This is a genomic window from Biomaibacter acetigenes (assembly GCF_003691585.1).
GTDB classification, from domain to species: Bacteria; Bacillota; Thermosediminibacteria; order Thermosediminibacterales; family Tepidanaerobacteraceae; genus Biomaibacter; species Biomaibacter acetigenes.
The window spans coordinates 270,473-293,260 of the sequence record NZ_CP033169.1; the positions used below are offsets into that span (position 1 = coordinate 270,473).

General features: G+C 46.5%; 24 protein-coding genes and 2 pseudogenes. 24 read left to right on the forward strand and 2 right to left on the reverse strand.

The window, feature by feature from the left end:
• Positions 1 to 193: 193 nt before the first annotated feature.
• A complete protein-coding gene (locus tag D2962_RS01205) occupies positions 194 to 589 on the reverse strand; it encodes a pyridoxamine 5'-phosphate oxidase family protein (RefSeq protein WP_122015698.1) in 396 nt (131 codons plus the stop codon).
• 132 nt (positions 590 to 721) lie between these two features.
• On the opposite strand from D2962_RS01205, the gene D2962_RS01210 reads away from it, so the two are divergent.
• Positions 722 to 1,099 (forward strand): winged helix-turn-helix transcriptional regulator, encoded by a 378-nt coding sequence (locus tag D2962_RS01210; RefSeq protein WP_122013876.1) that lies wholly within the window; start codon positions 722 to 724, stop codon positions 1,097 to 1,099.
• A gap of 142 nt (positions 1,100 to 1,241) precedes the next feature.
• On the opposite strand, the pseudogene D2962_RS18280 reads toward D2962_RS01210, so the two are convergent.
• Positions 1,242 to 1,540 (reverse strand): annotated as a pseudogene (locus tag D2962_RS18280) (transposase); the annotation flags it as partial.
• A gap of 184 nt (positions 1,541 to 1,724) precedes the next feature.
• On the opposite strand from D2962_RS18280, the gene D2962_RS01225 reads away from it, so the two are divergent.
• From D2962_RS01225 to rpmC, 23 genes and pseudogenes are all read left to right on the forward strand, one after another.
• Positions 1,725 to 2,000 carry a hypothetical protein gene (locus D2962_RS01225; RefSeq protein ID WP_222927623.1) on the forward strand — a complete coding sequence of 92 codons (276 nt, stop codon included), beginning with the start codon at positions 1,725 to 1,727 and terminating at the stop codon, positions 1,998 to 2,000.
• A 3-nt stretch (positions 2,001 to 2,003) separates the two neighbouring features.
• Entirely contained in the window at positions 2,004 to 3,407 is a 1,404-nt protein-coding gene (locus D2962_RS01230; protein ID WP_122013877.1) for a DUF7125 family protein, read from the forward strand.
• A 10-nt stretch (positions 3,408 to 3,417) separates the two neighbouring features.
• The gene (locus D2962_RS01235) at positions 3,418 to 4,836 is read left to right on the forward strand and encodes a GGDEF domain-containing protein (protein WP_120767218.1); all 1,419 of its coding nucleotides are present in this window, start codon (positions 3,418 to 3,420) and stop codon (positions 4,834 to 4,836) included.
• A gap of 103 nt (positions 4,837 to 4,939) precedes the next feature.
• Positions 4,940 to 5,080, forward strand: coding sequence for a DUF6930 domain-containing protein (locus tag D2962_RS19790; protein ID WP_425456595.1), 141 nt, complete (start codon positions 4,940 to 4,942; stop codon positions 5,078 to 5,080).
• A gap of 1 nt (position 5,081) precedes the next feature.
• Positions 5,082 to 5,252, forward strand: a complete 171-nt coding sequence (locus D2962_RS19795) for a DUF6930 domain-containing protein (protein WP_425456610.1) — start codon at positions 5,082 to 5,084, stop codon at positions 5,250 to 5,252.
• A gap of 51 nt (positions 5,253 to 5,303) precedes the next feature.
• A pseudogene (locus D2962_RS01245) lies at positions 5,304 to 5,710 on the forward strand (secondary thiamine-phosphate synthase enzyme YjbQ).
• Positions 5,711 to 6,144: 434 nt separating this feature from the next.
• Positions 6,145 to 9,819: a DNA-directed RNA polymerase subunit beta gene (rpoB, locus tag D2962_RS01250; RefSeq protein WP_122013878.1), complete on the forward strand. Its 3,675-nt coding sequence runs from the start codon at positions 6,145 to 6,147 to the stop codon at positions 9,817 to 9,819.
• A 47-nt stretch (positions 9,820 to 9,866) separates the two neighbouring features.
• Positions 9,867 to 13,385, forward strand: coding sequence for a DNA-directed RNA polymerase subunit beta' (rpoC, locus tag D2962_RS01255; protein WP_120767222.1), 3,519 nt, complete (start codon positions 9,867 to 9,869; stop codon positions 13,383 to 13,385).
• An 89-nt stretch (positions 13,386 to 13,474) separates the two neighbouring features.
• On the forward strand, positions 13,475 to 13,723 hold the full coding sequence (locus D2962_RS01260) for a ribosomal L7Ae/L30e/S12e/Gadd45 family protein (protein WP_120767223.1): 249 nt from the start codon (positions 13,475 to 13,477) through the stop codon (positions 13,721 to 13,723).
• Positions 13,724 to 13,785: 62 nt separating this feature from the next.
• The gene (rpsL, locus tag D2962_RS01265) at positions 13,786 to 14,160 is read left to right on the forward strand and encodes a 30S ribosomal protein S12 (protein WP_120767224.1); all 375 of its coding nucleotides are present in this window, start codon (positions 13,786 to 13,788) and stop codon (positions 14,158 to 14,160) included.
• Positions 14,161 to 14,179: 19 nt separating this feature from the next.
• Entirely contained in the window at positions 14,180 to 14,650 is a 471-nt protein-coding gene (gene rpsG, locus D2962_RS01270; protein ID WP_120767225.1) for a 30S ribosomal protein S7, read from the forward strand.
• A 46-nt stretch (positions 14,651 to 14,696) separates the two neighbouring features.
• Positions 14,697 to 16,763 (forward strand): elongation factor G, encoded by a 2,067-nt coding sequence (fusA, locus tag D2962_RS01275; RefSeq protein ID WP_120767226.1) that lies wholly within the window; start codon positions 14,697 to 14,699, stop codon positions 16,761 to 16,763.
• A gap of 23 nt (positions 16,764 to 16,786) precedes the next feature.
• The gene (gene tuf, locus D2962_RS01280) at positions 16,787 to 17,992 is read left to right on the forward strand and encodes an elongation factor Tu (RefSeq protein ID WP_122013879.1); all 1,206 of its coding nucleotides are present in this window, start codon (positions 16,787 to 16,789) and stop codon (positions 17,990 to 17,992) included.
• 40 nt (positions 17,993 to 18,032) lie between these two features.
• A complete protein-coding gene (gene rpsJ, locus D2962_RS01285; protein WP_120768106.1) occupies positions 18,033 to 18,341 on the forward strand; it encodes a 30S ribosomal protein S10 in 309 nt (102 codons plus the stop codon).
• A gap of 30 nt (positions 18,342 to 18,371) precedes the next feature.
• Positions 18,372 to 19,004 carry a 50S ribosomal protein L3 gene (gene rplC, locus D2962_RS01290; RefSeq protein WP_120768203.1) on the forward strand — a complete coding sequence of 211 codons (633 nt, stop codon included), beginning with the start codon at positions 18,372 to 18,374 and terminating at the stop codon, positions 19,002 to 19,004.
• Positions 19,005 to 19,027: 23 nt separating this feature from the next.
• Positions 19,028 to 19,654: a 50S ribosomal protein L4 gene (gene rplD, locus D2962_RS01295; protein ID WP_120768108.1), complete on the forward strand. Its 627-nt coding sequence runs from the start codon at positions 19,028 to 19,030 to the stop codon at positions 19,652 to 19,654.
• Entirely contained in the window at positions 19,651 to 19,941 is a 291-nt protein-coding gene (gene rplW / locus D2962_RS01300; RefSeq protein ID WP_120768110.1) for a 50S ribosomal protein L23, read from the forward strand. The genes rplD and rplW overlap by 4 nt, the downstream gene beginning before the upstream one ends.
• 24 nt (positions 19,942 to 19,965) lie before the next feature.
• Positions 19,966 to 20,793: a 50S ribosomal protein L2 gene (gene rplB / locus D2962_RS01305; protein ID WP_120768112.1), complete on the forward strand. Its 828-nt coding sequence runs from the start codon at positions 19,966 to 19,968 to the stop codon at positions 20,791 to 20,793.
• 18 nt (positions 20,794 to 20,811) lie between these two features.
• Positions 20,812 to 21,096, forward strand: a complete 285-nt coding sequence (gene rpsS, locus D2962_RS01310) for a 30S ribosomal protein S19 (protein WP_120768114.1) — start codon at positions 20,812 to 20,814, stop codon at positions 21,094 to 21,096.
• Between the two features lie 29 nt (positions 21,097 to 21,125).
• Positions 21,126 to 21,464 carry a 50S ribosomal protein L22 gene (rplV, locus tag D2962_RS01315; protein WP_120768116.1) on the forward strand — a complete coding sequence of 113 codons (339 nt, stop codon included), beginning with the start codon at positions 21,126 to 21,128 and terminating at the stop codon, positions 21,462 to 21,464.
• A gap of 3 nt (positions 21,465 to 21,467) precedes the next feature.
• Complete coding sequence (rpsC, locus tag D2962_RS01320; RefSeq protein ID WP_120768118.1) at positions 21,468 to 22,163, forward strand: 30S ribosomal protein S3; 696 nt, start codon at positions 21,468 to 21,470, stop codon at positions 22,161 to 22,163.
• Complete coding sequence (rplP, locus tag D2962_RS01325) at positions 22,135 to 22,569, forward strand: 50S ribosomal protein L16 (protein WP_120768120.1); 435 nt, start codon at positions 22,135 to 22,137, stop codon at positions 22,567 to 22,569. The genes rpsC and rplP overlap by 29 nt, the downstream gene beginning before the upstream one ends.
• Positions 22,559 to 22,774, forward strand: a complete 216-nt coding sequence (gene rpmC / locus D2962_RS01330) for a 50S ribosomal protein L29 (RefSeq protein ID WP_120768122.1) — start codon at positions 22,559 to 22,561, stop codon at positions 22,772 to 22,774. The genes rplP and rpmC overlap by 11 nt, the downstream gene beginning before the upstream one ends.
• Positions 22,775 to 22,788: the final 14 nt, after the last annotated feature.

Sequence of the window (22,788 nt, forward strand, 5' to 3'; positions counted from 1 at the left end):
GAACAAAACAATACAAAAAACACGTTTAAAGTCAACAATTTGAATGGGCGATATGTATTTATATTACCTAACCTGACATAGCCAGAACAAGAAAATGATTTTTCAATGAGTTGTTGAATATATAATATAAGCTTAGTTTGCAAAGTAATAGGTTTATATGCAAGCTTTAAGAGCCGGGACAGCTTCCCGGCTCTTAAAGCTTAACCGTCTTGGATTCGCCCGTCATGGAACAAAAAACAGCTTCGCCGTCTTCTACATAAAACACCTCAAATATCGTATCATCCGCCGAGTACATTTTTTTGAGCGAAGGCATTACCTCCAGAGCCTTAGCTTTTGCGGCATAAGTGGAATTAAACACGGCTTTTCCCGTAAGGCGCATCCATTTTCCATCGGGCGACGCAGTTGATACCTCAAAATACGGGTTTTCTTTTAACTGCCTGTATACATTCTTCTGGTTGTTTGTGCAGAAATAAAGCCTTCCTTCATACTCCATTACAAAACCGAAAGGCCGCACCCTGGGCTTATCGCCATCGACAGTGGCGATGTAAAACGTGGGGTTGTCGGTTAAAAACTTGAGGACTTCCTTCATGCCGTCATCCATAAACATGACCCCCTTGCTAATATTTTTATATCTGATATTATTGTAAGTGAAACACATAAAATATCAAGTACACAGTTTTTTCATATCAAGTCAGTAATTCATGAGCAAAGGGGATACACAATGAGCGGCAAAGAACAATTATCAGAGGGGATCAATGCTTGCCCTGTAACATATGCATTAAAGCTTATAGGTGGAAAATGGAAGATTCCGATACTGTGGGTGCTCAGCCAAAACGGGACAATGCGATATAACGAGTTAAAAAGAAGAATATCAGGTATAACAAACATGATGCTTACGCAATCTTTGAAAGATTTGGAGGCAAACGGCTTAATTAAACGTGTTCAATACATGGAGATACCTCCACGTGTCGAGTATTCTCTAACCGATGCTGGCATGAGTCTGCTGCCGGCGCTCGCCGAGCTCGCCAGATGGGGAACAGAACAAATGAAGCAATATAACAATAAATGTGATATTGCAGGTGGGAATACATCCCAATAAAGTTAAACGGTCTATTGACATCTTGATTGCCAAAGCTGTAATTGAAAAGATGGCCAGAGGAAGTTATATTTTTGTGGAGCCCATGTTTCAGCAGTACATATTGAGAGAAGACAAGAGGATATAGTAAGTAAAATTTCCAGCAACGGCCGTCTTTTCTAACCTTTATGATGGTATCAACTATGATGAAAGGATAGTTTTTTTCTCTAAGAGACCTTGAATTCCAGGCAGTTACAATAGGGTCAAGGCTTTTACAAAGCTCAGAAATTGTAAATTTTGAAAACTCTGTCCCGCAAAGCTCGTAAGTGATTTCTTCAATCTCTGGTGACTAAATTCCTTGGATAGTAGCCATTTACGATAGTCTTGTCTTTCTTCGGTTCTTTCATAAGATTCGGCTTTGATTTACTCGGTGGCCTGGGCTTGCAGTATTTGATTGAGTACTGATGCATAGGCTTTCAATAGAAGTGAAGTTAGCGCAGCACAACCTGCTGTGCTATAATGTGGCTATAATATAATGAGTTTGGAGGGATAATTTTGAATGATCTTGTTGACAAGAAGATCGAACGCTATGAAACTTTACTACGAGAGATGTGGGCTGCGTCCGAGAAGTACCCTCGGGGCGTTTTCTGTGAAACTTTTGGTGGAAAGGGTTGTGTGGGATATTTCTACGGAGTATAGGGAAATAGAACTGCTGCACTACGATGAGGGCAGGATATCGTGTGCAGAAATGGCGGCCAGTATGAAGGAAAATCCAAACCTGCCGGTTGATGATATGTTCATGAAGTTTATTACAAGATATGTGGAAATTCTGGCCAGGCTTATTGGTTGTGAAAAAGCGGACAAAATAGCGAAGAAACTGAAAGAGGAATTCGGGAATATTCCTTTTGACTCAAAGGAGGAATAAGAGATGGAGAAATTGAAAACAGGTATTAAAAATCTTGATGGCATTATTTCTGGCGGTATACCTTTGTATTCGCTGAACATTGTTTCCGGTTCTCCGGGCAGCGGGAAAACGATATTCGTTCAAAACATTATTTTTAACAGCGCAAGGAACGGTCTTAAAAGTTTATACCTGACTACTATCTCTGAATCACAATTCAAGATGGTAAGGCATTTACAGGAATTTGAGTTTTTTTCGGACGATTTCCTGGGGGACAAGTTTATTTACAGTGATCTGGGAGCTGTTCTGCGCAAACAGGGCACCGAGAAGGTTCTTGAATACCTTACCGAAATGATCAAAAGACATCAACCCAATATACTTGTAATCGACAGTTTCAAGGCCATAAGAGACATCTTTCCGGATGAGAAGACTTTTAAGGCTTTTGTTTTTGACCTGGCTGCTGCTTTATCGATATGGGAGGTTACTGTGTTTCTCGTGGGCGAGTATGAAGAAAAAGAACTCACTCTCTTAAGTGAATTTGCTATTGCTGATGGGATTTTTCACCTTTACGGTCAGGAAGAAAAAAGGTTTCAAAAAAGGTATTTGCGTATTCTGAAGATGAGAGGTACCAATTTTGAACAAGGAGAGCACCTGTTTCAAATCAGCCCTGCAGGAATAGAAGTCTATCCGAGGATAAAGCCGGAGGGCAAAGAACTCCAGTACGAGGTCAAACCGGGGAAAAAAGGATTCGGAATCACAGGCCTGGATGAAATGCTGAATGGTGGATTTAGAGAAGGTACTATTACGCTCATTACCGGCGGCACAGGTACGGGTAAAACCGCCCTTGCACTTAAATTTTTACTGGATGGGGCTGAAAAAGGCGAAAATGGGCTGTTTCTTTCTTTTGAAGAGCCGGTTTCTCAGCTTATAGATAACGCCCACCATCTGGGATGGGAGACGGATAAATATCTGGCAGACGGCCGCCTTGATATCAAGTTTATTTCTCCAATAGAACTGGACGTAGATAAACACGCTTTTGAAATACTGGACATGGTCAGCAATAAGAAGATAGATAGGCTTGTTATTGACAGCATATCTTCTTTTGAAAGCAGCGTTTCTGATATACAAAAGTATAAAGATTATCTTTGGGCAATAGCACAGCAGATCAAAAGGCGGCATATCACTGTTATATTTACTGTACTAAACGAAGACCTCTTTTCACCTGCTTCAGTAACAAAAAATCAAATATCTTTGTTAGCCGATAATATAATTATTCTCCGCTACGTGGAAGAAAATTCAAGCATCAAAAAAGTTTTAGGAATCCTTAAAGCCCGTGGTACCAACCACGACAGAGACATTAGAGAATACGAGATTACCCTGAATGGAATAAATGTTCTCGGAAAGTTAGATAAAGCAAATATGTTGAGATGAGGTGGGTTAATTGCCGACAAACCTTTTACTAAGTGTTTCGTTAAAATATTGGCAGGATTTTCAGGATACTCTTGCAAGAATAATGGATGCGAACATTTACATCTTTGATACAAATGGCAACTCCTTTTCCCAATTCAGTCGAGAACCTGAATTATGCCAGAATGTAAACAAAGGAGAAAAGATCTGCAACGAAAAGTGCGTCCATTTTTATAAAGAAATCTTGGGTTCGTTGAAAAATAAAGGCATATTTACATGCCCTTACGGGATTAAACTTTATGCCTATCGCCTGGGCACTTATGCTCAAAAGATAGGCTTTCTTATCGTTGCTCCTACCAGGATAAGAACCCGGGCAGGTAGCGAGGAAGAAAATGCTTTTATCACCAAAGCGCACAGCATTTACCAGACTATCAATGAAGTTCTTAAGGCCATCCTTGAAAAAAACCTTTTAGGATTACGAAGTCTTGAGCTAAACAGCATTTATGAAATCAGCCGCCTGTTGACCTCAACCGTCGAACTGGATAAGGTTATGGACCTCATAACGAATTCCCTGATCATAATATATAAGGCTGAACTGGGTTTTGTTGGCCTTCGAGAGGGTGATAAAATAAGGATAGCTCAGGCCAAAGGTGATCACGGCGACCTTTCGATAGGTAAGGAATGGCCGATGGTACAGCCGTTGATTGAAAATGTTTTTTCCAAAGTTGAGCCGTCATTTCTGAGTATTGATGAATTAATGACCTTACCGGGCCTTTCCGATTTGGAGCTTGATTCCAAGAATAAAATCATGGTTTATCCACTATGGACATCTTTGGGAGCTGTCGGCCTGTTAGGTATAGTGTTTTCACCTGATTCGATGGATGACAACGATACCAGAAACCTGCAGATTTATGCGAACTTTGCTGCGATAGCTTTGGCTAACGCAAAACTTGTAAGCCGACTGGAAAAAGAAGCTGAAACCGACTTTTTGACAGGGTTTTTTAATAAGCGTATAATCCGCAACATACTGGTTAATGAACTCGAGAGGACAATCAGGTACGGCATTCCTTTAACGGTTATTTTCCTGGATATTGATAACTTCAAGACTTACAATGACACCTTTGGCCATGTTGCCGGCGATGTGGTGCTGCAGAAGACGGCAGATATAATAAAAAACTCTATAAGGACAGTGGATATTGCGGGGCGCTTCGGAGGCGAGGAGTTTGTAATTATTCTTCCTGGGACAAAAGAAGAAGGCGCTGTCGCAGTTGCTGAAAGAATACGAAAATCTATAGAGACCTATCCTTTCCCACATCGCAAAGTTACTGCAAGCCTGGGTATAGCCTTAGCAAAAAACAGTGATTCTGTTGATTCCCTGCTTGAAAAGGCAGATCAGGCCCTGTATCAAGCAAAAAGACAAGGAAAAAACCGCTTTTACCTGGCCCCATCGTAACAATATCATCTTAAATTGGCTTAAAACAAACACAGGTCAAGCACTTTTTGGTTTCCCAGATTAAAGCTGTAAAGACATTATTGATGCGGTCTCAGGAAACTTTATGCCTTCACCGGTGCGTGAGTCTAATGAGAGACCTTATTATCCGCGACTTTATGTTGTTGCAGATGCCAAATCTGGTAGTATAATAGATTATGAAGTGTATAAAAATGCAAAAGATGATGCTGATGTTTCCCGTAAATAGAATGATAGACATGTTTCTAAATAAAGGATTACTGAGCGAAATACATGTCAGGGACGAACGTATGGCTGCGATATTAGGTGACCTTTGCAAAAAGACAGGTGTTAAAATGAGAATAACTAATGTTCTGCCAGATGTTTATTTTTTTATTAATGAAATGGATAAAAATATGTAAGAAATATTTCCCGTTTTTTGTGGGGATTAAGTCTGGAGGTTGTAAAGAATTATGAAAAGCTATAGAAAAGAATTATGGTTTAACACAACTTCTAGAAGAGAATTCATTAATATTACTCCTCAAGTTGAAGAGTGTTTAAAGGAGAGCGGTATTAAAGAAGGATTGCTTTTATGTAACGCAATGCACATTACTTCAAGTGTTTTTATAAATGATGATGAATCCGGCTTACATCGAGATTTTGAAAGGTTTTTAGAAAAGTTGGCTCCTGAAAAGCCTTATGACCAATATGAGCACAATGTTTTTGAAGATAATGCAGATGCTCATTTAAAAAGAACTATAATGGGCAGAGAAATTGTCGTGGCGATTAGTTAGATTTTGGGCCATGGGAACAAATTTTTTACGGGGAGTTTGACGGAAGAAGAAGGAAAAGAGTTTTGGTGAAAATCATCGGTGAGTAAGAAAAAAGCTTAATAAAGTATTTACAAATGCGGCTCAAATCATCAGCATACTAAATATTGTAACTCATTTTGTACTGGCATGATAAGCTTCTTTATGATCAAAATTAATATTTTTTATATTTTATCAGTTCATAAAGAAAAAAGTCAGTAGTATTTTTATTCCTTTATATGTCTATAGTAAATTGGAATTTGACGTAATCCTGATCTCTAAAACTGGTATTATTGACAAAAACGGGGCTTTGTGGTATTATAATATATTGCATGATTATATGCAAATTTCATGCCACGGACTCTTTTTTTATCCCTTCTGTATAATGTTCCCTGTTTTGGGAGATAGTATAATAGATAGTCCCGCCTAAATCCGGTGAAAACCGGGTTTGAGGGGCCATTTTTGGCTTTTGGCTGTTTAAAATAAAAAGGGGTGAGAAAAACTAATGGTTCATCCTGTAAAAGTAGGGGAACGCACCCGATGGAGTTTTTCAAAAATCGAAGAAGTTATGAGCATGCCCGATCTTATCGAAATCCAGAAGGATTCGTATAAGTGGTTTCTGGATGAAGGGCTGGCGGAGGTTTTTAAGGATATTTCACCCATAGAGGATTTTACCGGGAATCTTGTACTGGAGTTCATCGATTACACCCTGGAGAATAATCCCAAATATTCAGTGGATGAATGCCGGGAGAGGGATGTCACCTATGCCGTGCCTCTCAAGGTTAAAGTGAGGCTCATAAACAAGGAGACCGGCGAGGTAAAAGAACAGGAAGTCTTTATGGGCGATTTTCCTCTTATGACCGAAAACGGTACTTTTATTATCAACGGGGCAGAAAGGGTCATAGTAAGTCAGTTGGTCCGTTCGCCGGGGGTATACTTTGACCGACAGAGGGATAAGAACGGCAGGGACCTGTTTGCCGGTACCATCATCCCCAACAGGGGTGCCTGGCTGGAAATGGAGACGGATTCAAATGAGGTTATCTACGTGAGAGTAGACAGGACAAGAAAGGTTCCCATCACCACACTTCTTAGAGCTCTGGGTTACGGCAGCAACTCCCAGATTATGGAACTTCTGGGTGAGGATGAAAAAATCCTTCGCACCTTTGAAAAAGACAATACCGAAAATCAAAACGAAGCTCTTCTTGAAATATATAAAAGGCTGAGGCCCGGTGAACCCCCTACGGTGGAAAACGCCAGGGCCCTGCTGGAATCTCTGTTTTTTGACCCCAAGAGATATGACCTGGCCCATGTGGGGCGCTATAAATTCAATAAGAAGTTAAGGCTCAGAAACCGCATTGTGGGTAAAATCAGCGCCGAAAATGTGGAAGATCCAAAGACCGGCGAGATCGTGCTTAAAAAAGGCGAAAGAATTACCAGGAAGATGGCAGAAACCCTGGAATCCCTTAAGATAAAAGAAATAAAGGTCCTGGTTGTGGAAGATAGGGCGGAATCCAGGGAAAAAGCCGTAAAGGTAATAAGCAACGGTTATTCTGATGATAGCCGTGACGGATTCTCTACCGAGAAACATATTACTGTTGAAGATATAGTAGCATCTATAAATTACCTCTTAAATCTTTCTTATGGCATCGGGGATATCGACGATATCGACCATCTGGGCAACCGCCGCCTGCGGTCGGTAGGAGAACTGCTCCAGAACCAGTTCAGGATTGGCCTCGCCCGCATGGAAAGGGTGGTCAAAGAAAGGATGACCATCCAGGATGTGGACACAATAACGCCTCAAGGGCTTATCAATATAAGGCCTGTGGTAGCTGCCATAAAGGAATTTTTCGGTTCAAGCCAGCTTTCCCAGTTTATGGACCAGACCAATCCCCTGGCGGAGCTCACTCACAAGAGAAGGCTCAGCGCCCTGGGGCCTGGCGGTCTGTCCCGGGAGAGGGCCGGTTTTGAAGTGCGCGATGTGCATCATTCCCATTATGGCCGCATGTGCCCCATAGAGACCCCTGAAGGTCCCAACATCGGCCTCATCGGTTCTCTCAGTACCTATGCCAGGGTAAACCAGTACGGATTTATCGAGACCCCCTACCGCAAAGTCGATAAGGAACGGGGGGTTGTTACCGATGAAGTAGAATACCTCACAGCCGATGAAGAAGAGGCCTTTATCATAGCCCAGGCCAACGCACCGCTGGATGAGGAAGGCAGGTTTATCCAGAAGAGGATCACAGCCCGCCACAGGGAGGAAACCGTAGTGGTACCCGCAGAAGATGTGGACTATATGGACGTTTCCCCGAAGCAGCTGGTCAGTGTGGCCACGGCCATGATTCCCTTCCTGGAGCACGATGATGCCAACAGAGCTTTGATGGGTTCCAACATGCAGCGCCAGGCGGTGCCGCTTTTAATCACCGATGCACCCCTTGTAGGCACCGGCATAGAATATAAGGCAGCCGTAGACTCCGGCGTAATGATCCTGGCAAGAAATGAAGGGGTTGTGGAAAGGGTCACCGGCCGGGAAATAGAGGTAAGAAGGGACATCGACGGCGGCCTGGATGTATATAAAGTTCATAAATTCATGAGATCCAACCAGGGAACATGCATAAACCAGAGACCTATAGTTAAGAAAGGCCAGAGGGTGACCAAGGGGCAGCCCATAGCCGATGGTCCCTCCACGGACCATGGCGAGCTGGCCCTCGGGCGCAATGTGCTGGTGGCATTCATGCCCTGGGAAGGTTACAACTATGAGGATGCCATTTTGCTGTCCGAACGCCTTGTAAAAGACGATGTGTTTACATCAATTCACATAGAGCAGTATGAAGCCGAAGCACGGGATACCAAGCTGGGCCCCGAGGAAATCACGCGGGATGTGCCCAATGTGGGTGAAGAAGCCCTGAAGGACCTGGATGAAAGAGGGATCATAAGGATAGGAGCAGAGGTCAGGGCCGGCGACATTCTGGTAGGAAAAGTAACACCGAAAGGTGAGACCGAGCTTACTGCCGAGGAGAGGCTGCTGCGTGCCATCTTCGGTGAGAAAGCCCGGGAAGTTCGGGACACCTCTCTTCGGGTTCCTCACGGCGAATATGGTATCGTTGTGGATGTCAAGGTTTTCACCCGAGAAAATGGAGATGAGCTTCCTCCGGGAGTAAATGAGATGGTAAGGGTTTACATCGCCCAGAAGAGGAAGATATCCGAGGGTGACAAGATGGCGGGACGCCATGGAAACAAGGGTGTCATTTCCAGAATACTTCCTGTTGAAGATATGCCCTTCCTGCCTGACGGCACCCCGGTAGATATAGTTTTAAATCCTCTGGGTGTCCCTTCCCGTATGAACATAGGGCAGGTGCTGGAAACACACCTGGGTTGGGCAGCCAAAGCCCTGGGATGGTATGTGGCCACACCTGTATTTGACGGCGCCAGGGAGGAAGAGATAATAGAAACTCTCAAGAAAGCAGGACTACCTGAGGATGGAAAGACCAACCTCAGGGATGGGCGCTCGGGAGAATATTTTGACCGCAGGGTTACCGTGGGCTACATGTACATGCTAAAACTGGCCCACCTGGTGGATGACAAGATCCACGCCCGTTCTACAGGGCCATACTCCCTGGTTACCCAGCAGCCTCTGGGAGGCAAAGCCCAGTTCGGCGGCCAGAGGTTTGGAGAAATGGAAGTCTGGGCTCTCGAAGCTTATGGTGCCAGCTTTACATTGCAGGAACTTTTGACGGTCAAATCCGACGATGTGCTGGGCAGGGTGAAAACCTATGAAGCTATAGTCAAGGGTGAAAATGTTCCGGAACCCGGCATACCGGAAGCCTTTAAAGTTCTCATCAAAGAACTTCAATCCCTGTGCCTTGACGTGAAGATACTGTCGGAAGATGCCAAAGAGATTGAAATCAAGGAGACCGATGACGATGAGGAAGAACAGCCCCTGGATGTGAACATGGAGGGTATGGAAGACGAAGGCCGGCCCGATAGGGATTATGAGGAACGGGAGGAAGGCGAGGAGGAAGAGGAACCCGAAGAGGTTGACGAAGAAGACATCATTTATGATGATTACACCGAGGACGACGATAAAACAGATTTCGACGATGACGTGGATTTAAATGACGAAGACCTGGAAAAAGACTTTATCCCCGGCAAGTATGACGATGACGATACCGATGAATTTTAATATCTAACCTCGAACTTCGAATATCGAAAATGAAGGGAGAGAAACAGTTGCTGGAACTCAATTTCTTTGACTCCATCAAGATCGGCCTGGCATCCCCCGAACAGATCAGGGAATGGTCCAAGGGGGAAGTTAAAAAGCCCGAGACCATCAATTACAGGACCCTCAAGCCTGAAAAACAGGGCCTGTTCTGTGAGAGGATATTTGGCCCTATAAAAGACTGGGAATGCCACTGCGGCAAGTACAAGAGAGTAAGGTACAAAGGCGTGGTGTGCGATCGCTGCGGTGTAGAAGTTACCAAGTCCAAAGTGCGGCGTGAAAGAATGGGTCACATAGAACTTGCGGCTCCGGTTTCACACATATGGTTTTTAAAAGGCATACCCAGCCGCATAGGTCTCATACTGGACATGTCCCCAAGGTCACTGGAGAAAATCATATATTTTGCATCATATGTAGTTATAGATGCGGGCAATACACCTCTGGCAAAAAAACAGCTCTTAAACGAAAAGGAATACCGGGAATACAGAGACAAATATGGCAATGCTTTCAAAGCCGGTATGGGTGCAGAAGCCGTAAAGGAGCTTTTGGAAGAAATAGACCTTGAAAAACTTGCCAAAGAGCTGAGAGTTGAACTCAAGGATGCCAACGGCCAGAAAAAGGTCAGGATATTGAGGCGCCTGGAAGTGGTGGAAGCCTTCAGAAAATCGGGCAACAGGCCTGAATGGATGATTTTGGAGGTCATCCCCGTAATACCACCGGACCTGAGGCCCATGGTGCAGCTTGATGGTGGCCGCTTTGCCACATCGGACCTCAATGACCTTTACAGAAGGGTCATCAACAGAAATAACCGCTTGAAGAGGCTTCTGGATTTGGGAGCTCCCGACATCATTGTAAGAAATGAAAAACGTATGCTTCAGGAAGCAGTGGACGCCTTGATTGATAACGGCAGGAGAGGGCGGCCGGTAACAGGCCCCGGCAATAGGCCCTTAAAATCCCTGAGCGATATGCTCAAGGGTAAACAGGGCCGTTTCCGCCAGAACCTTTTAGGAAAACGCGTGGACTATTCCGGGCGTTCTGTCATAGTGGTAGGTCCTGAGCTCAAACTTTACCAGTGCGGCCTTCCTAAGGAAATGGCGCTGGAGTTGTTTAAACCTTTTGTGATGAAAAAGCTGGTAACGGATGGATATGCTCACAACATTAAGAGTGCGAAACGCATGGTGGAAAGGGTAAAACCCGAGGTCTGGGATGTGCTGGAGGATGTTATAAAAGAGCATCCGGTCATGCTCAATAGGGCTCCCACCCTGCACAGACTGGGCATTCAGGCTTTTGAGCCGGTGCTGGTGGAGGGAAGGGCCATACAGATTCATCCCCTGGTATGTACTGCATATAACGCCGACTTCGACGGAGACCAGATGGCGGTACATTTGCCCCTTTCTGCCGAAGCTCAGGCTGAGGCAAGGCTTTTGATGCTTTCGACCAATAATATACTAAAGCCCCAGGATGGGAAACCCGTGGTTACCCCAACACAGGATATGGTCTTAGGTTCCTATTACCTCACCATAGAGAGGCCGGGAGAAAAGGGGGAAGGCAAGTATTTTTCAAGTCCCGAAGAAGCTTTGCTGGCATATGATATGGGTGAAGTAGGACTTCATGCCATGGTAAATGTGCGCATGACAAGGGTCATAGGTGGAAAACAACGCACCAGGATTATAAAGACTACACCCGGTCGGATTATATTTAATGAAGGTATACCCCAGGACCTGGGTTTTGTAGACAGGTCCATAGAGGAAAACCTTTTTGAACTGGAGCTCAACACCCTGGTAGATAAGGGGAAACTGGGAGAAATAGTGGACAGGTGCTATCGCAAGCACGGTACAACGGTTACTGCGGAAGTTCTCGATAGAATAAAGAAAAAGGGTTATGATTACGCCACAAAGGCAGGCATAACCATAGGGGTCACCGACATAGAGGTACCCTCGGAAAAGGAAAAGATATTGTCCGAAGCCGATGAAAAGGTTGACCAGGTAGAGCTTCTCTACCGCCGGGGTTTGATTTCCGATGAGGAAAGATATGAAAAGACCATTGAAATATGGAACAATGCCACCGACAGGGTTACGGAAAGCCTCATGAATTCCCTGGACAAATTTAACTCCGTATACATGATGGCGAACTCTGGTGCCCGAGGCAACAAGCAACAGATAAGGCAGCTGGCAGGCATGCGCGGCCTTATGGCAGACCCCTCTGGAAGAATTATAGACCTTCCCATCAAGGCGAATTTCCGGGAAGGCCTCACGGTGCTGGAATACTTCATTTCCACCCATGGCGCCAGGAAGGGTCTTGCAGATACGGCCTTGAGGACCGCAGACTCCGGTTATCTGACCCGCCGTTTGGTGGATGTGAGTCATAATGTCATAGTCAGGGAAATTGACTGCGGTACCAACGAAGGCATCACAGTAAAGGCCATCAAGGACGGCAGCGAAGTGATAGAATCCCTGAAGGAACGTATCGAAGGCCGGTGCGCCCTGGAGAATGTGAAACATCCGGAAACCGGTGAAGTGATTGTCCGGGCTAACGAGCTCATCACCGACGAAATGGCCGACAAAATTATAAAAGCCGGTATTAATGAGGTAAAAATCCGGTCGGTGCTCACCTGCAGGACGCGGCACGGGGTATGCACCAAGTGCTACGGCAAAAACCTGGCCACCGGCAAACCGGTTAATATCGGTGAGGCCGTGGGCATCATAGCGGCCCAGTCTATAGGTGAGCCCGGAACGCAGCTTACCATGCGGACCTTCCACACTGGAGGTGTGGCAGGCCAGGATATTACTCAGGGTCTTCCCAGGGTTGAGGAACTTTTTGAAGCCCGCAAGCCTAAAGGCCAGGCAATTATTTCCGAAGTGGGAGGTACCGTCAAAATCTTAGAGAGCAAGAAAAAGCGCGAGGTGGAAATAACCACCGACACCGGTGAAACCAGGGTATATCAGGTTCCTTACGGCGCCAGGTTAAAGGTGGAAAACGGCATGGTGATTGAAGCCGGAGATGAACTGTGCGAGGGCTCCGTAAACCCCCACGATATATTGAAGATCAAGGGTATCCGAGGAGTGCAAATGTACCTGTTGCAGGAAGTGCTGAGGGTTTACAGGCTTCAGGGCGTGGATATAAATGATAAGCATATTGAGATTATCATCCGCCAGATGCTATGCAAAGTAAAAGTTGAAAATCCCGGTGATACCGACTTGCTCCCCGGAGAGCTTATAGATGTATTTGAATTCGAAGATCTAAATGAGAAGGCAATACAGGAAGGCAAAAAACCGGCGGAAGCAAGAAGGGTGCTTCTGGGTATCACCAAAGCATCTCTTGCTACCGACTCCTTCCTGTCGGCGGTTTCCTTCCAGGAAACTACCAGAGTGCTGACCGAAGCCGCCATCAAGGGTAAGGTGGACCCACTGCTGGGTCTTAAGGAAAATGTCATCATCGGTAAGCTGATTCCGGCAGGCACCGGGATGAGCCGCTACAGAAACGTGAAGATATATCCGGCGGACCAGCAGCCGCAAGAGCAAAAGCTCTGAATTACTAATTGACAGCTAAAACCTATGATGATAAAATATATGGGTGTGTTTTATTAGCTCTCTTTAAAAGTAAAGGGGAGGGCGAGAAAATGCTTGAAAAATTAAAAGAGGCTCCCTCTAAAACCATAGGAACAAAACAGACATTAAAAGCGCTGGAAAGGGATAAAGTCGCAGTGGTTTTTTTAGCCCAGGATGCTGAAGAGCATGTAGTTTCCAGCCTAAAAGAATTGTGTCTGAAAAAAGGCATTCAGATCGTTCCTGTGGCCACCATGAAAGAGCTGGGGGATGCCTGCGGAATCCAGGTAGGGGCGGCATCGGCTGCAATTTTAAAACAATAATTTGCTTTTAAGATGCCCCTATGAGGGGCATCTTTTTTAATTTAATGGAAGGAGGTGTGACAGTGCCGACCATAAATCAGCTAATAAGAAAAGGTAGACAGAAAGTGGAGTATAAATCTACAGCTCCAGCCCTGAAGGGTTCTCCTCAAAAGAGAGGGGTTTGCACGGTGGTGAAGACAACGACCCCCAAGAAACCCAACTCTGCCTTGAGAAAAATCGCAAGGGTGAGGCTTACCAATGGCATCGAAGTAACGGCTTATATACCCGGTATCGGCCATAACCTTCAGGAGCACTCCGTAGTCATGATAAGAGGAGGCAGGGTGAAGGACCTTCCCGGCGTGAGATACCACATAATCCGAGGAACTCTTGATACAGCCGGAGTCGCCAACCGTAAACAGGCAAGATCGCTTTACGGAGCTAAAAGACCCAAAAAATAGCAGTTAAAGGAGGGATAAGATGCCAAGACGCGGTCATGTAGCGCGCAGAGACGTGCCCCAGGACCCATTATACCGGGACAAGATGGTCACAAGGCTTATAAACAAGGTCATGTATGATGGGAAAAAGGGTATCGCTCAGAAGATATGCTATGGCGCCTTTGACATTATAAACAAAAAGACCGGCAAGGACCCCATGGAAGTTTTCCAGGAAGCCATGAAAAATGTCATGCCGGTTCTGGAAGTCAGACCCAGGCGTGTGGGCGGCGCCACCTACCAGGTTCCTATGGAAGTCAGGCAGGACAGAAGGCAGGCTCTGGGAATAAGGTGGTTGGTGGATTATGCTCGGGCCAGGGGAGAAAGGACCATGAGAGAAAAGCTGGCGGCTGAAATCATGGATGCTGCCAATGGTACAGGCGGAGCAGTTAAGAAAAAAGAGGAAACGCACAAGATGGCAGAGGCCAACAAGGCATTTGCACATTACAGGTGGTAGAAAGCACTGAACTTCAAGGGAAACTTAGCGGAAAGGAGTGTAAATTGTGCCTAGGCAAGTACCACTAGACAGGCTACGAAATATAGGTATAATGGCGCATATTGATGCCGGTAAGACCACAACTACGGAACGGATACTGTTCTATACCGGCAAAGTCCACAAAATGGGAGAGGTCCACGAAGGTTCAGCGGTAATGGACTGGATGGAGCAGGAGCAGGAAAGAGGAATAACCATCACTTCAGCTGCAACTACATGTTACTGGAAGGACCATCGCATAAATATTATCGATACGCCAGGGCACGTGGATTTTACGGTGGAGGTAGAGCGTTCGCTGCGGGTTCTCGACGGTTCAGTGGCTGTGTTTTGTGCTAAAGGAGGCGTGGAGCCTCAGTCAGAAACAGTATGGCGTCAGGCCGACAAATACCGTGTTCCCAGGATAGCCTATGTTAACAAGATGGATATCATGGGCGCGGATTTCTATAATGTCATTGAGATGATGAAGGAGAGACTGGGGGCTCATCCCGTTCCGATACAGCTCCCTATAGGCAGTGAAGATAGTTTCAAGGGAATCATAGACCTGGTTCGTCAAAAGGCCTATATCTACACCAATGACCTCGGCACCGAAATCCAGGAAACTGAGATTCCGGAAGATATGAAGGAAAAGGTCCGCGAATACAGAGAAAAGATGCTGGAAGCTGTTTCTGATGTGGATGAAGAAATAATGATGAAGTACCTGGAGGGCGAAGAGATTTCCGTAGAGGAAATCAAAAGAGCCATTCGAAAGGCATGCGTGGAGGTAAAAATAACTCCTGTGCTGTGCGGTTCCTCTTACAGGAACAAGGGCGTGCAGCTTCTGTTGGATGCGGTGGTGGAATACCTTCCATCTCCTCTGGATATTCCGCCGGTTAAGGGTATTTCTCCGGATACCGGGGAGGAAATTCCAAGGCATGCCAGCGATGATGAACCCTTTTCAGCTCTTGCATTTAAGATCATGAGTGACCCTTATGTAGGTAAGCTGACATATTTCAGGGTTTATTCCGGAAAATTGAAATCAGGTTCCTACGTGTATAATTCCACCAAGAATAAGAAGGAGAGAATAGGCCGGATACTTTACATGCATGCCAATCACCGGCAGGAAGTGGAAGAAATTATGACCGGGGATATAGTGGCGGCCGTAGGACTTAAAGATACTACCACCGGCGATACTCTCTGTAGCGAAGAACAACCTATAATATTGGAATCCATGCAGTTCCCCGAACCGGTTATATCGGTGGCCATAGAACCCAAGACAAAAGCCGACCAGGAAAAAATGGGGATAGCCCTGCAGAAATTGGCGGAGGAGGATCCCACATTTAAAACCCATACCGACCAGGAAACAGGCCAGACCATCATTTCGGGCATGGGAGAATTACATCTGGAGATCATAGTCGACAGGATGTTCAGGGAATTTAAAGTGGAGGCTAATGTGGGCAAACCCCAGGTGGCTTATAAGGAGACCATACGCAAGGCTGTAAAATCCGAAGGCAAATTCATACGGCAATCCGGTGGCAGAGGCCAGTACGGCCATGTATGGATCGAAATTGAGCCTCTGGAGCCCGGAAAGGGATATGAGTTTGAGAACAAGATTGTAGGTGGCATCATACCCAAGGAATACATCCCCGCTGTAGACGCTGGCATCCGGGAAGCTCTGGAAAACGGTGTGCTGGCCGGATATCCCGTGGTAGATGTGAAAGCCACACTCTATGATGGTTCATACCATGAGGTAGACTCTTCAGAAATGGCCTTTAAAATAGCGGGTTCCATGGCATTCAAGGAAGGCATGAAGAAGGCTCAGCCGGTACTTCTCGAGCCTATCATGAAGGTAGAAGTGGTGGTGCCGGAGGAGTATATGGGAGATGTAATCGGAGATGTCAACTCCCGCAGGGGTCACATCGAAGGTATAGAACCCAGGGGAGGAGCCCAGGTTATAAGAGGTTTTGTGCCGTTGGCCGAGATGTTCGGCTATGCCACCGATTTGAGGTCAAAGACCCAGGGGCGCGGCACCTATACCATGCAGTTTTCACATTATGCAGAAGTGCCGAAGAGCATTGCAGAGTCCATTATCAACAAGTAAAAAGTTTCATAAGGAGGATAAAAATGGCAAAGCAAAAATATGAAAGGACAAAACCCCATGTAAACATTGGAACCATAGGTCACGTAGACCATGGCAAAACCACCCTCACAGCAGCCATCACAAAAGTGCTGGCCAACAGCGGGCTATCGGACTTCGTACCCTTTGACCAGATAGACAAAGCCCCCGAAGAAAGGGAGCGCGGAATCACCATAGCCACAGCCCACGTAGAATACCAGACCGAAAAGAGGCACTACGCCCACGTAGACTGTCCGGGCCACGCCGACTACGTAAAGAACATGATAACAGGAGCCGCCCAGATGGACGGAGCCATACTGGTAGTATCCGCCGCCGACGGCCCCATGCCCCAGACAAGAGAACACATCCTTCTGGCAAGACAGGTAGGCGTGCCCTACATCGTAGTATTTTTAAACAAAATAGACATGGTAGATGACCCAGAACTCCTGGAACTGGTAGAAATGGAAATAAGAGAACTTCTGTCATCCTACGAATTTCCGGGAGACGACATACCCATCGTGCCCGGCTCCGCATTAAAAGCACTGGAATGCGGCTGCGGCAAGAGGGAATGCGAATGGTGCGGCAAGATATGGAACCTCATGGACGCAGTAGACAGCTACATTCCCACTCCCGAACGTGACACAGAAAAACCGTTCCTCATGCCCATAGAAGACGTATTCACCATCACCGGCCGCGGCACCGTAGTAACCGGCAGAGTAGAGAGAGGGACACTCAAAGTAGGAGACGAAGTAGAAATAGTAGGTCTTGCCCCCGAAAAGAAAAAGACCGTAGTCACCGGCGTAGAAATGTTCAGGAAACTACTGGATTCAGCAGTGGCGGGAGACAACATTGGAGCCCTGCTCCGCGGCATAGACAGAGACGAAGTGGAAAGAGGCATGGTCATATCCAAGCCCGGCAGCATCCATCCCCACACCCACTTCAAAGGGCAGGTATACGTCTTAAAGAAAGAAGAAGGCGGCAGGCACACACCCTTCTTCAACGGCTACAGGCCCCAGTTCTACTTCAGGACCACCGACGTCACCGGAGTCATCACCCTGCCTGAAGGCACCGAGATGGTAATGCCCGGAGACAACATAGTCATGGACATCCAGTTGATTTCACCCATAGCTATAGAGGAAGGCCTGAGGTTTGCCATCAGGGAAGGCGGCAGGACAGTAGGAGCCGGTGTTGTTACGGAGATTATCGATAAGTAAAAGGGCAAGAACGCATTTTGGAATGCAAGGAGGGAGATAAATGGCCCAGCAGAAGATAAGGATACGCCTGAAAGCCTTTGACCACGGAGTGCTTGATCAGTCGGCCCAGAAAATAGTGGAGACGGCAAAGCGGACCGGTGCAAAGGTATCGGGGCCTATACCTTTACCTACAGACAGAAGTGTTATAACCATACTGAGGGCTCCTCATAAATACAAGGATTCCAGGGAACAGTTTGAGTCCAGGACTCACAAGAGGCTCATAGACATAAAGGACCCCAATCAAAAGACCGTTGATGCCCTGATGAGATTGGATTTACCTGCAGGGGTTGACATAGAAATAAAGCTGTAGAAAGGCAAGGCACAGGAGGTGACAGCAATGATTTCAAAGGCCATACTGGCGAGAAAACTAGGCATGACCCAGATATTTAATGACAAGGGAGAAGCCTTACCGGTGACAGTAGTAGAGGCAGGGCCATGTCTGGTCGTTCAGAAAAAAACTGTGGAAAACGACGGATATAGCGCCCTGAAAGTCGGTTTTGGCGATGTCAAGGAAAAACGCTTGACAAAACCGGTATTGGGTCAATTCAAGAAAAATCAATTGAAACCGAAGAAATACCTTAGAGAGTTTAAAATACAGGATGCCGAAAAATTTAATGTAGGCGATGAAATAAAGGTAGATATATTCCAGCCCGGGGACAGAATAGATGTGGTGGGCATAACCAAAGGAAAAGGTTTCGCCGGCGGTGTAAAGCGCTGGAACTTCAACCGCGGCCCCATGGCCCACGGCTCCATGTACCACAGGCGTCCCGGTACAGGCGGCGCCACGGACCCCGCCAGGGTATTCAAGGGCAAAAGGATGCCGGGCCACCTGGGAACGGAGCGGGTAACCATTCAAAACCTTGAAGTTGTTAAGGTGGACCCTGATAGGAATCTGCTTTTAATAAAAGGTTCGGTACCGGGTCCAAAAAAATCTCTGCTCTTTATTAAGAACACTGTTAAAAGCGGAAAATAAAACCTTAGGAAAGGAGGAGCTCGATGCCTAAAGTAGCTTTGTACAATACAAAGGGAGAACAGGTGGGAGAAGTGGAACTTTCCGATGATGTCTTTGGAGTCGAAGTTCGGCCTGATGTAATGCACAGGGTAGTGGTGAATTACCTGGCAAATCAGAGACAGGGCACTTCTTCCACCCTGACCAGAGGAGAGGTGTCCGGAGGTGGCAGAAAGCCCTGGAGGCAGAAGGGCACCGGCAGGGCCAGGCACGGCAGCATCAGGTCGCCATTGTGGCGCAAGGGTGGAATTGTATTTGGACCCAAACCCCGTTCATATAGATTTACATTGCCTAAAAAACTCAAAAGGTATGCACTCAAGTCGGCCCTGAGCGCCAAAGTGGCCGATAATGAATTGATAATGCTTGACAGCCTCACCATGGATGCACCCAAGACCAAATCCATGGCGGAGATATTGAAAAATATTAAAGCTGATAAAAAAGCCCTCATTGTATTGCCGGGCAAGGATGAAAATGTGGAGAAATCTGCCCGCAACCTGCCGGGAGTAAAGACCACTTCCGTCAATACTCTTAACGTATATGACATACTGAACCATGACAATCTCATCATTACAAAAGAAGCGGCAGAGCGGGTGGAGGAGGTGTATGCAGGATGAGAGATCCGCATGACATCATTCTACGGCCGTGGATTACAGAGAAAACCATGGATATGAAACCGTATAAAAAGTATGCCTTTGTAGTGGATAAGTACTCAAACAAGACCGAAATAAAAAACGCGGTGGAATCTATTTTCGGCGTAAAAGTAGAAAAGGTCAACACCATAAATATGAGGGGCAAGAAGAAGCGAATGGGCGTCCATGAGGGCAAGAGGCCCGACTGGAAAAAAGCCATAGTCACATTGAAAAAAGACAGCAAGGTCATAGAGTTTTTTGAAGCGCTGTAGTTTTTATGCGAAGGAGGGAATCATGTGGCTATAAAAAAGTTTAAACCCACTACGCCGGGTCGAAGAGGCATGACCGTTTCAACCTTTGAAGAAATCACCAAAAAGGAGCCCGAGCGTTCACTGGTGGAAATAATGCAAAACACCGCCGGGCGCAACATGCAGGGCAGGATTACATCCCGGCACCGCGGCGGCGGTCACAAACGCAAGTACAGGATTATCGATTTCAAGAGGGATAAAGATGGCATTCCGGCCAAAGTGGTGGCCATCGAATATGACCCCAACCGTTCGGCAAACATTGCCCTGCTACAGTATAAAGATGGTGAAAAGAGATATATTCTGGCACCTTTAGGTCTTGCAGTGGGAGATGTGGTGGAATCCGGCGAAAATGCCGATATTAAACCGGGCAATGCCCTTCCCTTATCCCATACTCCCGTGGGCACCATGGTTCATAACGTGGAACTTACGCCGGGCAAAGGCGGTCAGTTGGTAAGGGCTGCCGGCGCTGCCGCCCAGCTTATGGCCAGGGAAGGTGGTTTTGCCACCTTGAGGCTGCCTTCCGGCGAGATGAGGATGGTCCACGAAGAGTGCAAGGCTACCATAGGCCAGGTAGGAAACCTGGACCATGAAAATATATCCATCGGAAAAGCGGGACGCTCACGCTGGATGAACAGGAGACCCCATGTCAGAGGCGTTGTTATGAACCCTATAGACCATCCCCATGGCGGTGGCGAAGGAAAATCCCCCATCGGACGCAAGAGTCCTGTTACACCCTGGGGTAAACCTACTCTGGGATATAAGACCAGGAAAAAGAAAAAGGCTTCCGACAAATACATCGTCAAGCGCCGCAAATAGCAGAAGGGAGGTAGGATAATGAGTCGCTCAACAAAAAAAGGCCCCTTCGTTGATGAAAAACTTTTTAAGAAGATAGTTGAGATGAATCAAAAGCGGGACAAAAAGGTAATAAAGACCTGGTCCAGGGATTCCACCATATTTCCCGAAATGGTAGGCCATACCATAGCAGTTCACGACGGCAGAAAGCATGTGCCCATATATATTACCGAAGATATGGTAGGACATAAGCTGGGAGAATTTGCCCCTACAAGGACATTTAAAGGCCACGGAGCCCATACGGAAAAATCCACTGCACTCAAGTAATAAAAGTCCGGGAAAAGGAGGTATACAAGTTGGAAGCAATGGCGCGGGCAAGATATGTAAGGATTGCACCCAGAAAGGTGAGAGTTGTAATGGACCTTATCCGGGGCAAGAAGCTTTCAGAAGCTCTTTCCATTTTAAAATTTACGCCCAAATCGGCGTCGAAAGTCCTGGAAAAGGTGCTGCTTTCGGCGGCTGCCAATGCGCAAAACAACCATGACATGGATAAGGATGCGCTCTATATATCGAAATGCTATGTTGATCAGGGACCGACACTGAAGCGCTTTATGCCCAGGGCGATGGGGCGCGCAGCCGGGATTCATAAAAAGACAAGTCATATAACGGTTATATTAAAAGAAAAGGAGGGATAAATTTTGGGTCAAAAGATACACCCTCATGGGCTGAGAGTGGGAATAATTAAAGACTGGGATTCCAGATGGTATTCCAGCAGGGATTTTGCCGAACTTCTGCTGGAGGATTTTAAGATAAGAGAGTATATAAAGAAAAAACTGTATTCCTCCGGCGTTTCAAGAATAGAGATTGAAAGGGCTGCCAATAGGGTAAAGGTCACCATCAACACTGCCAAACCCGGAATGGTTATAGGTAAGGGCGGCACCGGCGTGGAAGAACTGAAAAATGAACTTGAGAAAATGACGGGTAAACAGGTTTCCGTAAATGTGGTGGAGATAAAGAACCCGGATATCGATGCCCAGCTGATAGCCGAGAACATTGCATCACAGCTGGAGAAGCGTATTTCCTTCCGCCGGGCCATGAAACAGGCCATTTCCAGGGCTATGAAGACCGGAGCCAGAGGAATCAAAACCATGGTGAGTGGTCGCCTGGGTGGTGCCGAAATCGCACGGTCCGAAATGTATCACGAGGGGACTATTCCTCTGCAAACTCTTAGAGCGGATATCGACTACGGTTTTGCAGAGGCCTATACCACCTATGGACGCATAGGAGTTAAAGTGTGGGTTTACAAGGGCGAAGTCCTTCCTGTTAAAAAAGCGCAAAAAACGGAGGAAGGAGGAGAAGCAATCGATGTTAATGCCAAAGCGGGTGAAATATAGAAAACAGCAGCGCGGTGTAATGAAAGGCAAGGCGCATAAGGGAACGGAAATAACCTATGGAGAATACGGCCTTCAGGCTCAGGAAGCCGCATGGCTTACCAGCCAGCAAATAGAGGCTGCCAGGGTTGCCATGACCAGGTTCATTAAAAGGGGCGGAAAAGTTTGGATTAAGATATTTCCCGATAAACCCGTAACCAAGAAACCCGCTGAAACCCGTATGGGTAGCGGTAAGGGTTCTCCTGAACTGTGGGTGGCTGTGGTTAAACCCGGCCGTGTCCTGTTTGAACTAGGCGGAGTTCCCGAAGAGGTAGCAAAGGAGGCCATGACTCTGGCTTCACATAAGTTGCCTGTAAAGACAAAAATTGTAAAACGCGTGGAATTGGGCGGTGATGAGAATGAAGGTTAAACAGATAAGAGATCTCTCCGACGATGAGCTCATGCAGAAGATAAAGGACCTCAAGGGAGAACTTTTTAACCTCCGGTTTCAAGCGGCTACCGGCCAACTGGATAATCCCATGAGAATCCGCGAGGTCAGGAAGACCATAGCGCGCATAAAGACAGTTCTTACCGAAAGGCAGAATGAAAAGCAAAAAGCAAGATTTGCAAAGTGATAAGAAGGAGGGAT

Excerpts from the sequence above, each read along its gene's own strand:
- D2962_RS01205 (WP_122015698.1), bottom strand. The coding sequence starts at position 589 with ATGAAGGAAGTCCTCAAGTTTTTAACCGACAACCCCACGTTTTACATC.
- D2962_RS01230 (WP_122013877.1), top strand. The coding sequence starts at position 2,004 with ATGGAGAAATTGAAAACAGGTATTAAAAATCTTGATGGCATTATTTCT.
- tuf (WP_122013879.1), top strand. The coding sequence starts at position 16,787 with ATGGCAAAGCAAAAATATGAAAGGACAAAACCCCATGTAAACATTGGA.
- rpsG (WP_120767225.1), top strand. The coding sequence starts at position 14,180 with ATGCCAAGACGCGGTCATGTAGCGCGCAGAGACGTGCCCCAGGACCCA.
- D2962_RS01260 (WP_120767223.1), top strand. The coding sequence starts at position 13,475 with ATGCTTGAAAAATTAAAAGAGGCTCCCTCTAAAACCATAGGAACAAAA.
- rpsJ (WP_120768106.1), top strand. The coding sequence starts at position 18,033 with ATGGCCCAGCAGAAGATAAGGATACGCCTGAAAGCCTTTGACCACGGA.
- D2962_RS19795 (WP_425456610.1), top strand. The coding sequence starts at position 5,082 with ATGATAGACATGTTTCTAAATAAAGGATTACTGAGCGAAATACATGTC.
- rpoB (WP_122013878.1), top strand. The coding sequence starts at position 6,145 with ATGGTTCATCCTGTAAAAGTAGGGGAACGCACCCGATGGAGTTTTTCA.
- rplD (WP_120768108.1), top strand. The coding sequence starts at position 19,028 with ATGCCTAAAGTAGCTTTGTACAATACAAAGGGAGAACAGGTGGGAGAA.
- rplP (WP_120768120.1), top strand. The coding sequence starts at position 22,135 with ATGTTAATGCCAAAGCGGGTGAAATATAGAAAACAGCAGCGCGGTGTA.
- D2962_RS01210 (WP_122013876.1), top strand. The coding sequence starts at position 722 with ATGAGCGGCAAAGAACAATTATCAGAGGGGATCAATGCTTGCCCTGTA.
- rplW (WP_120768110.1), top strand. The coding sequence starts at position 19,651 with ATGAGAGATCCGCATGACATCATTCTACGGCCGTGGATTACAGAGAAA.
- rpsS (WP_120768114.1), top strand. The coding sequence starts at position 20,812 with ATGAGTCGCTCAACAAAAAAAGGCCCCTTCGTTGATGAAAAACTTTTT.
- rpmC (WP_120768122.1), top strand. The coding sequence starts at position 22,559 with ATGAAGGTTAAACAGATAAGAGATCTCTCCGACGATGAGCTCATGCAG.
- D2962_RS19790 (WP_425456595.1), top strand. The coding sequence starts at position 4,940 with ATGCCTTCACCGGTGCGTGAGTCTAATGAGAGACCTTATTATCCGCGA.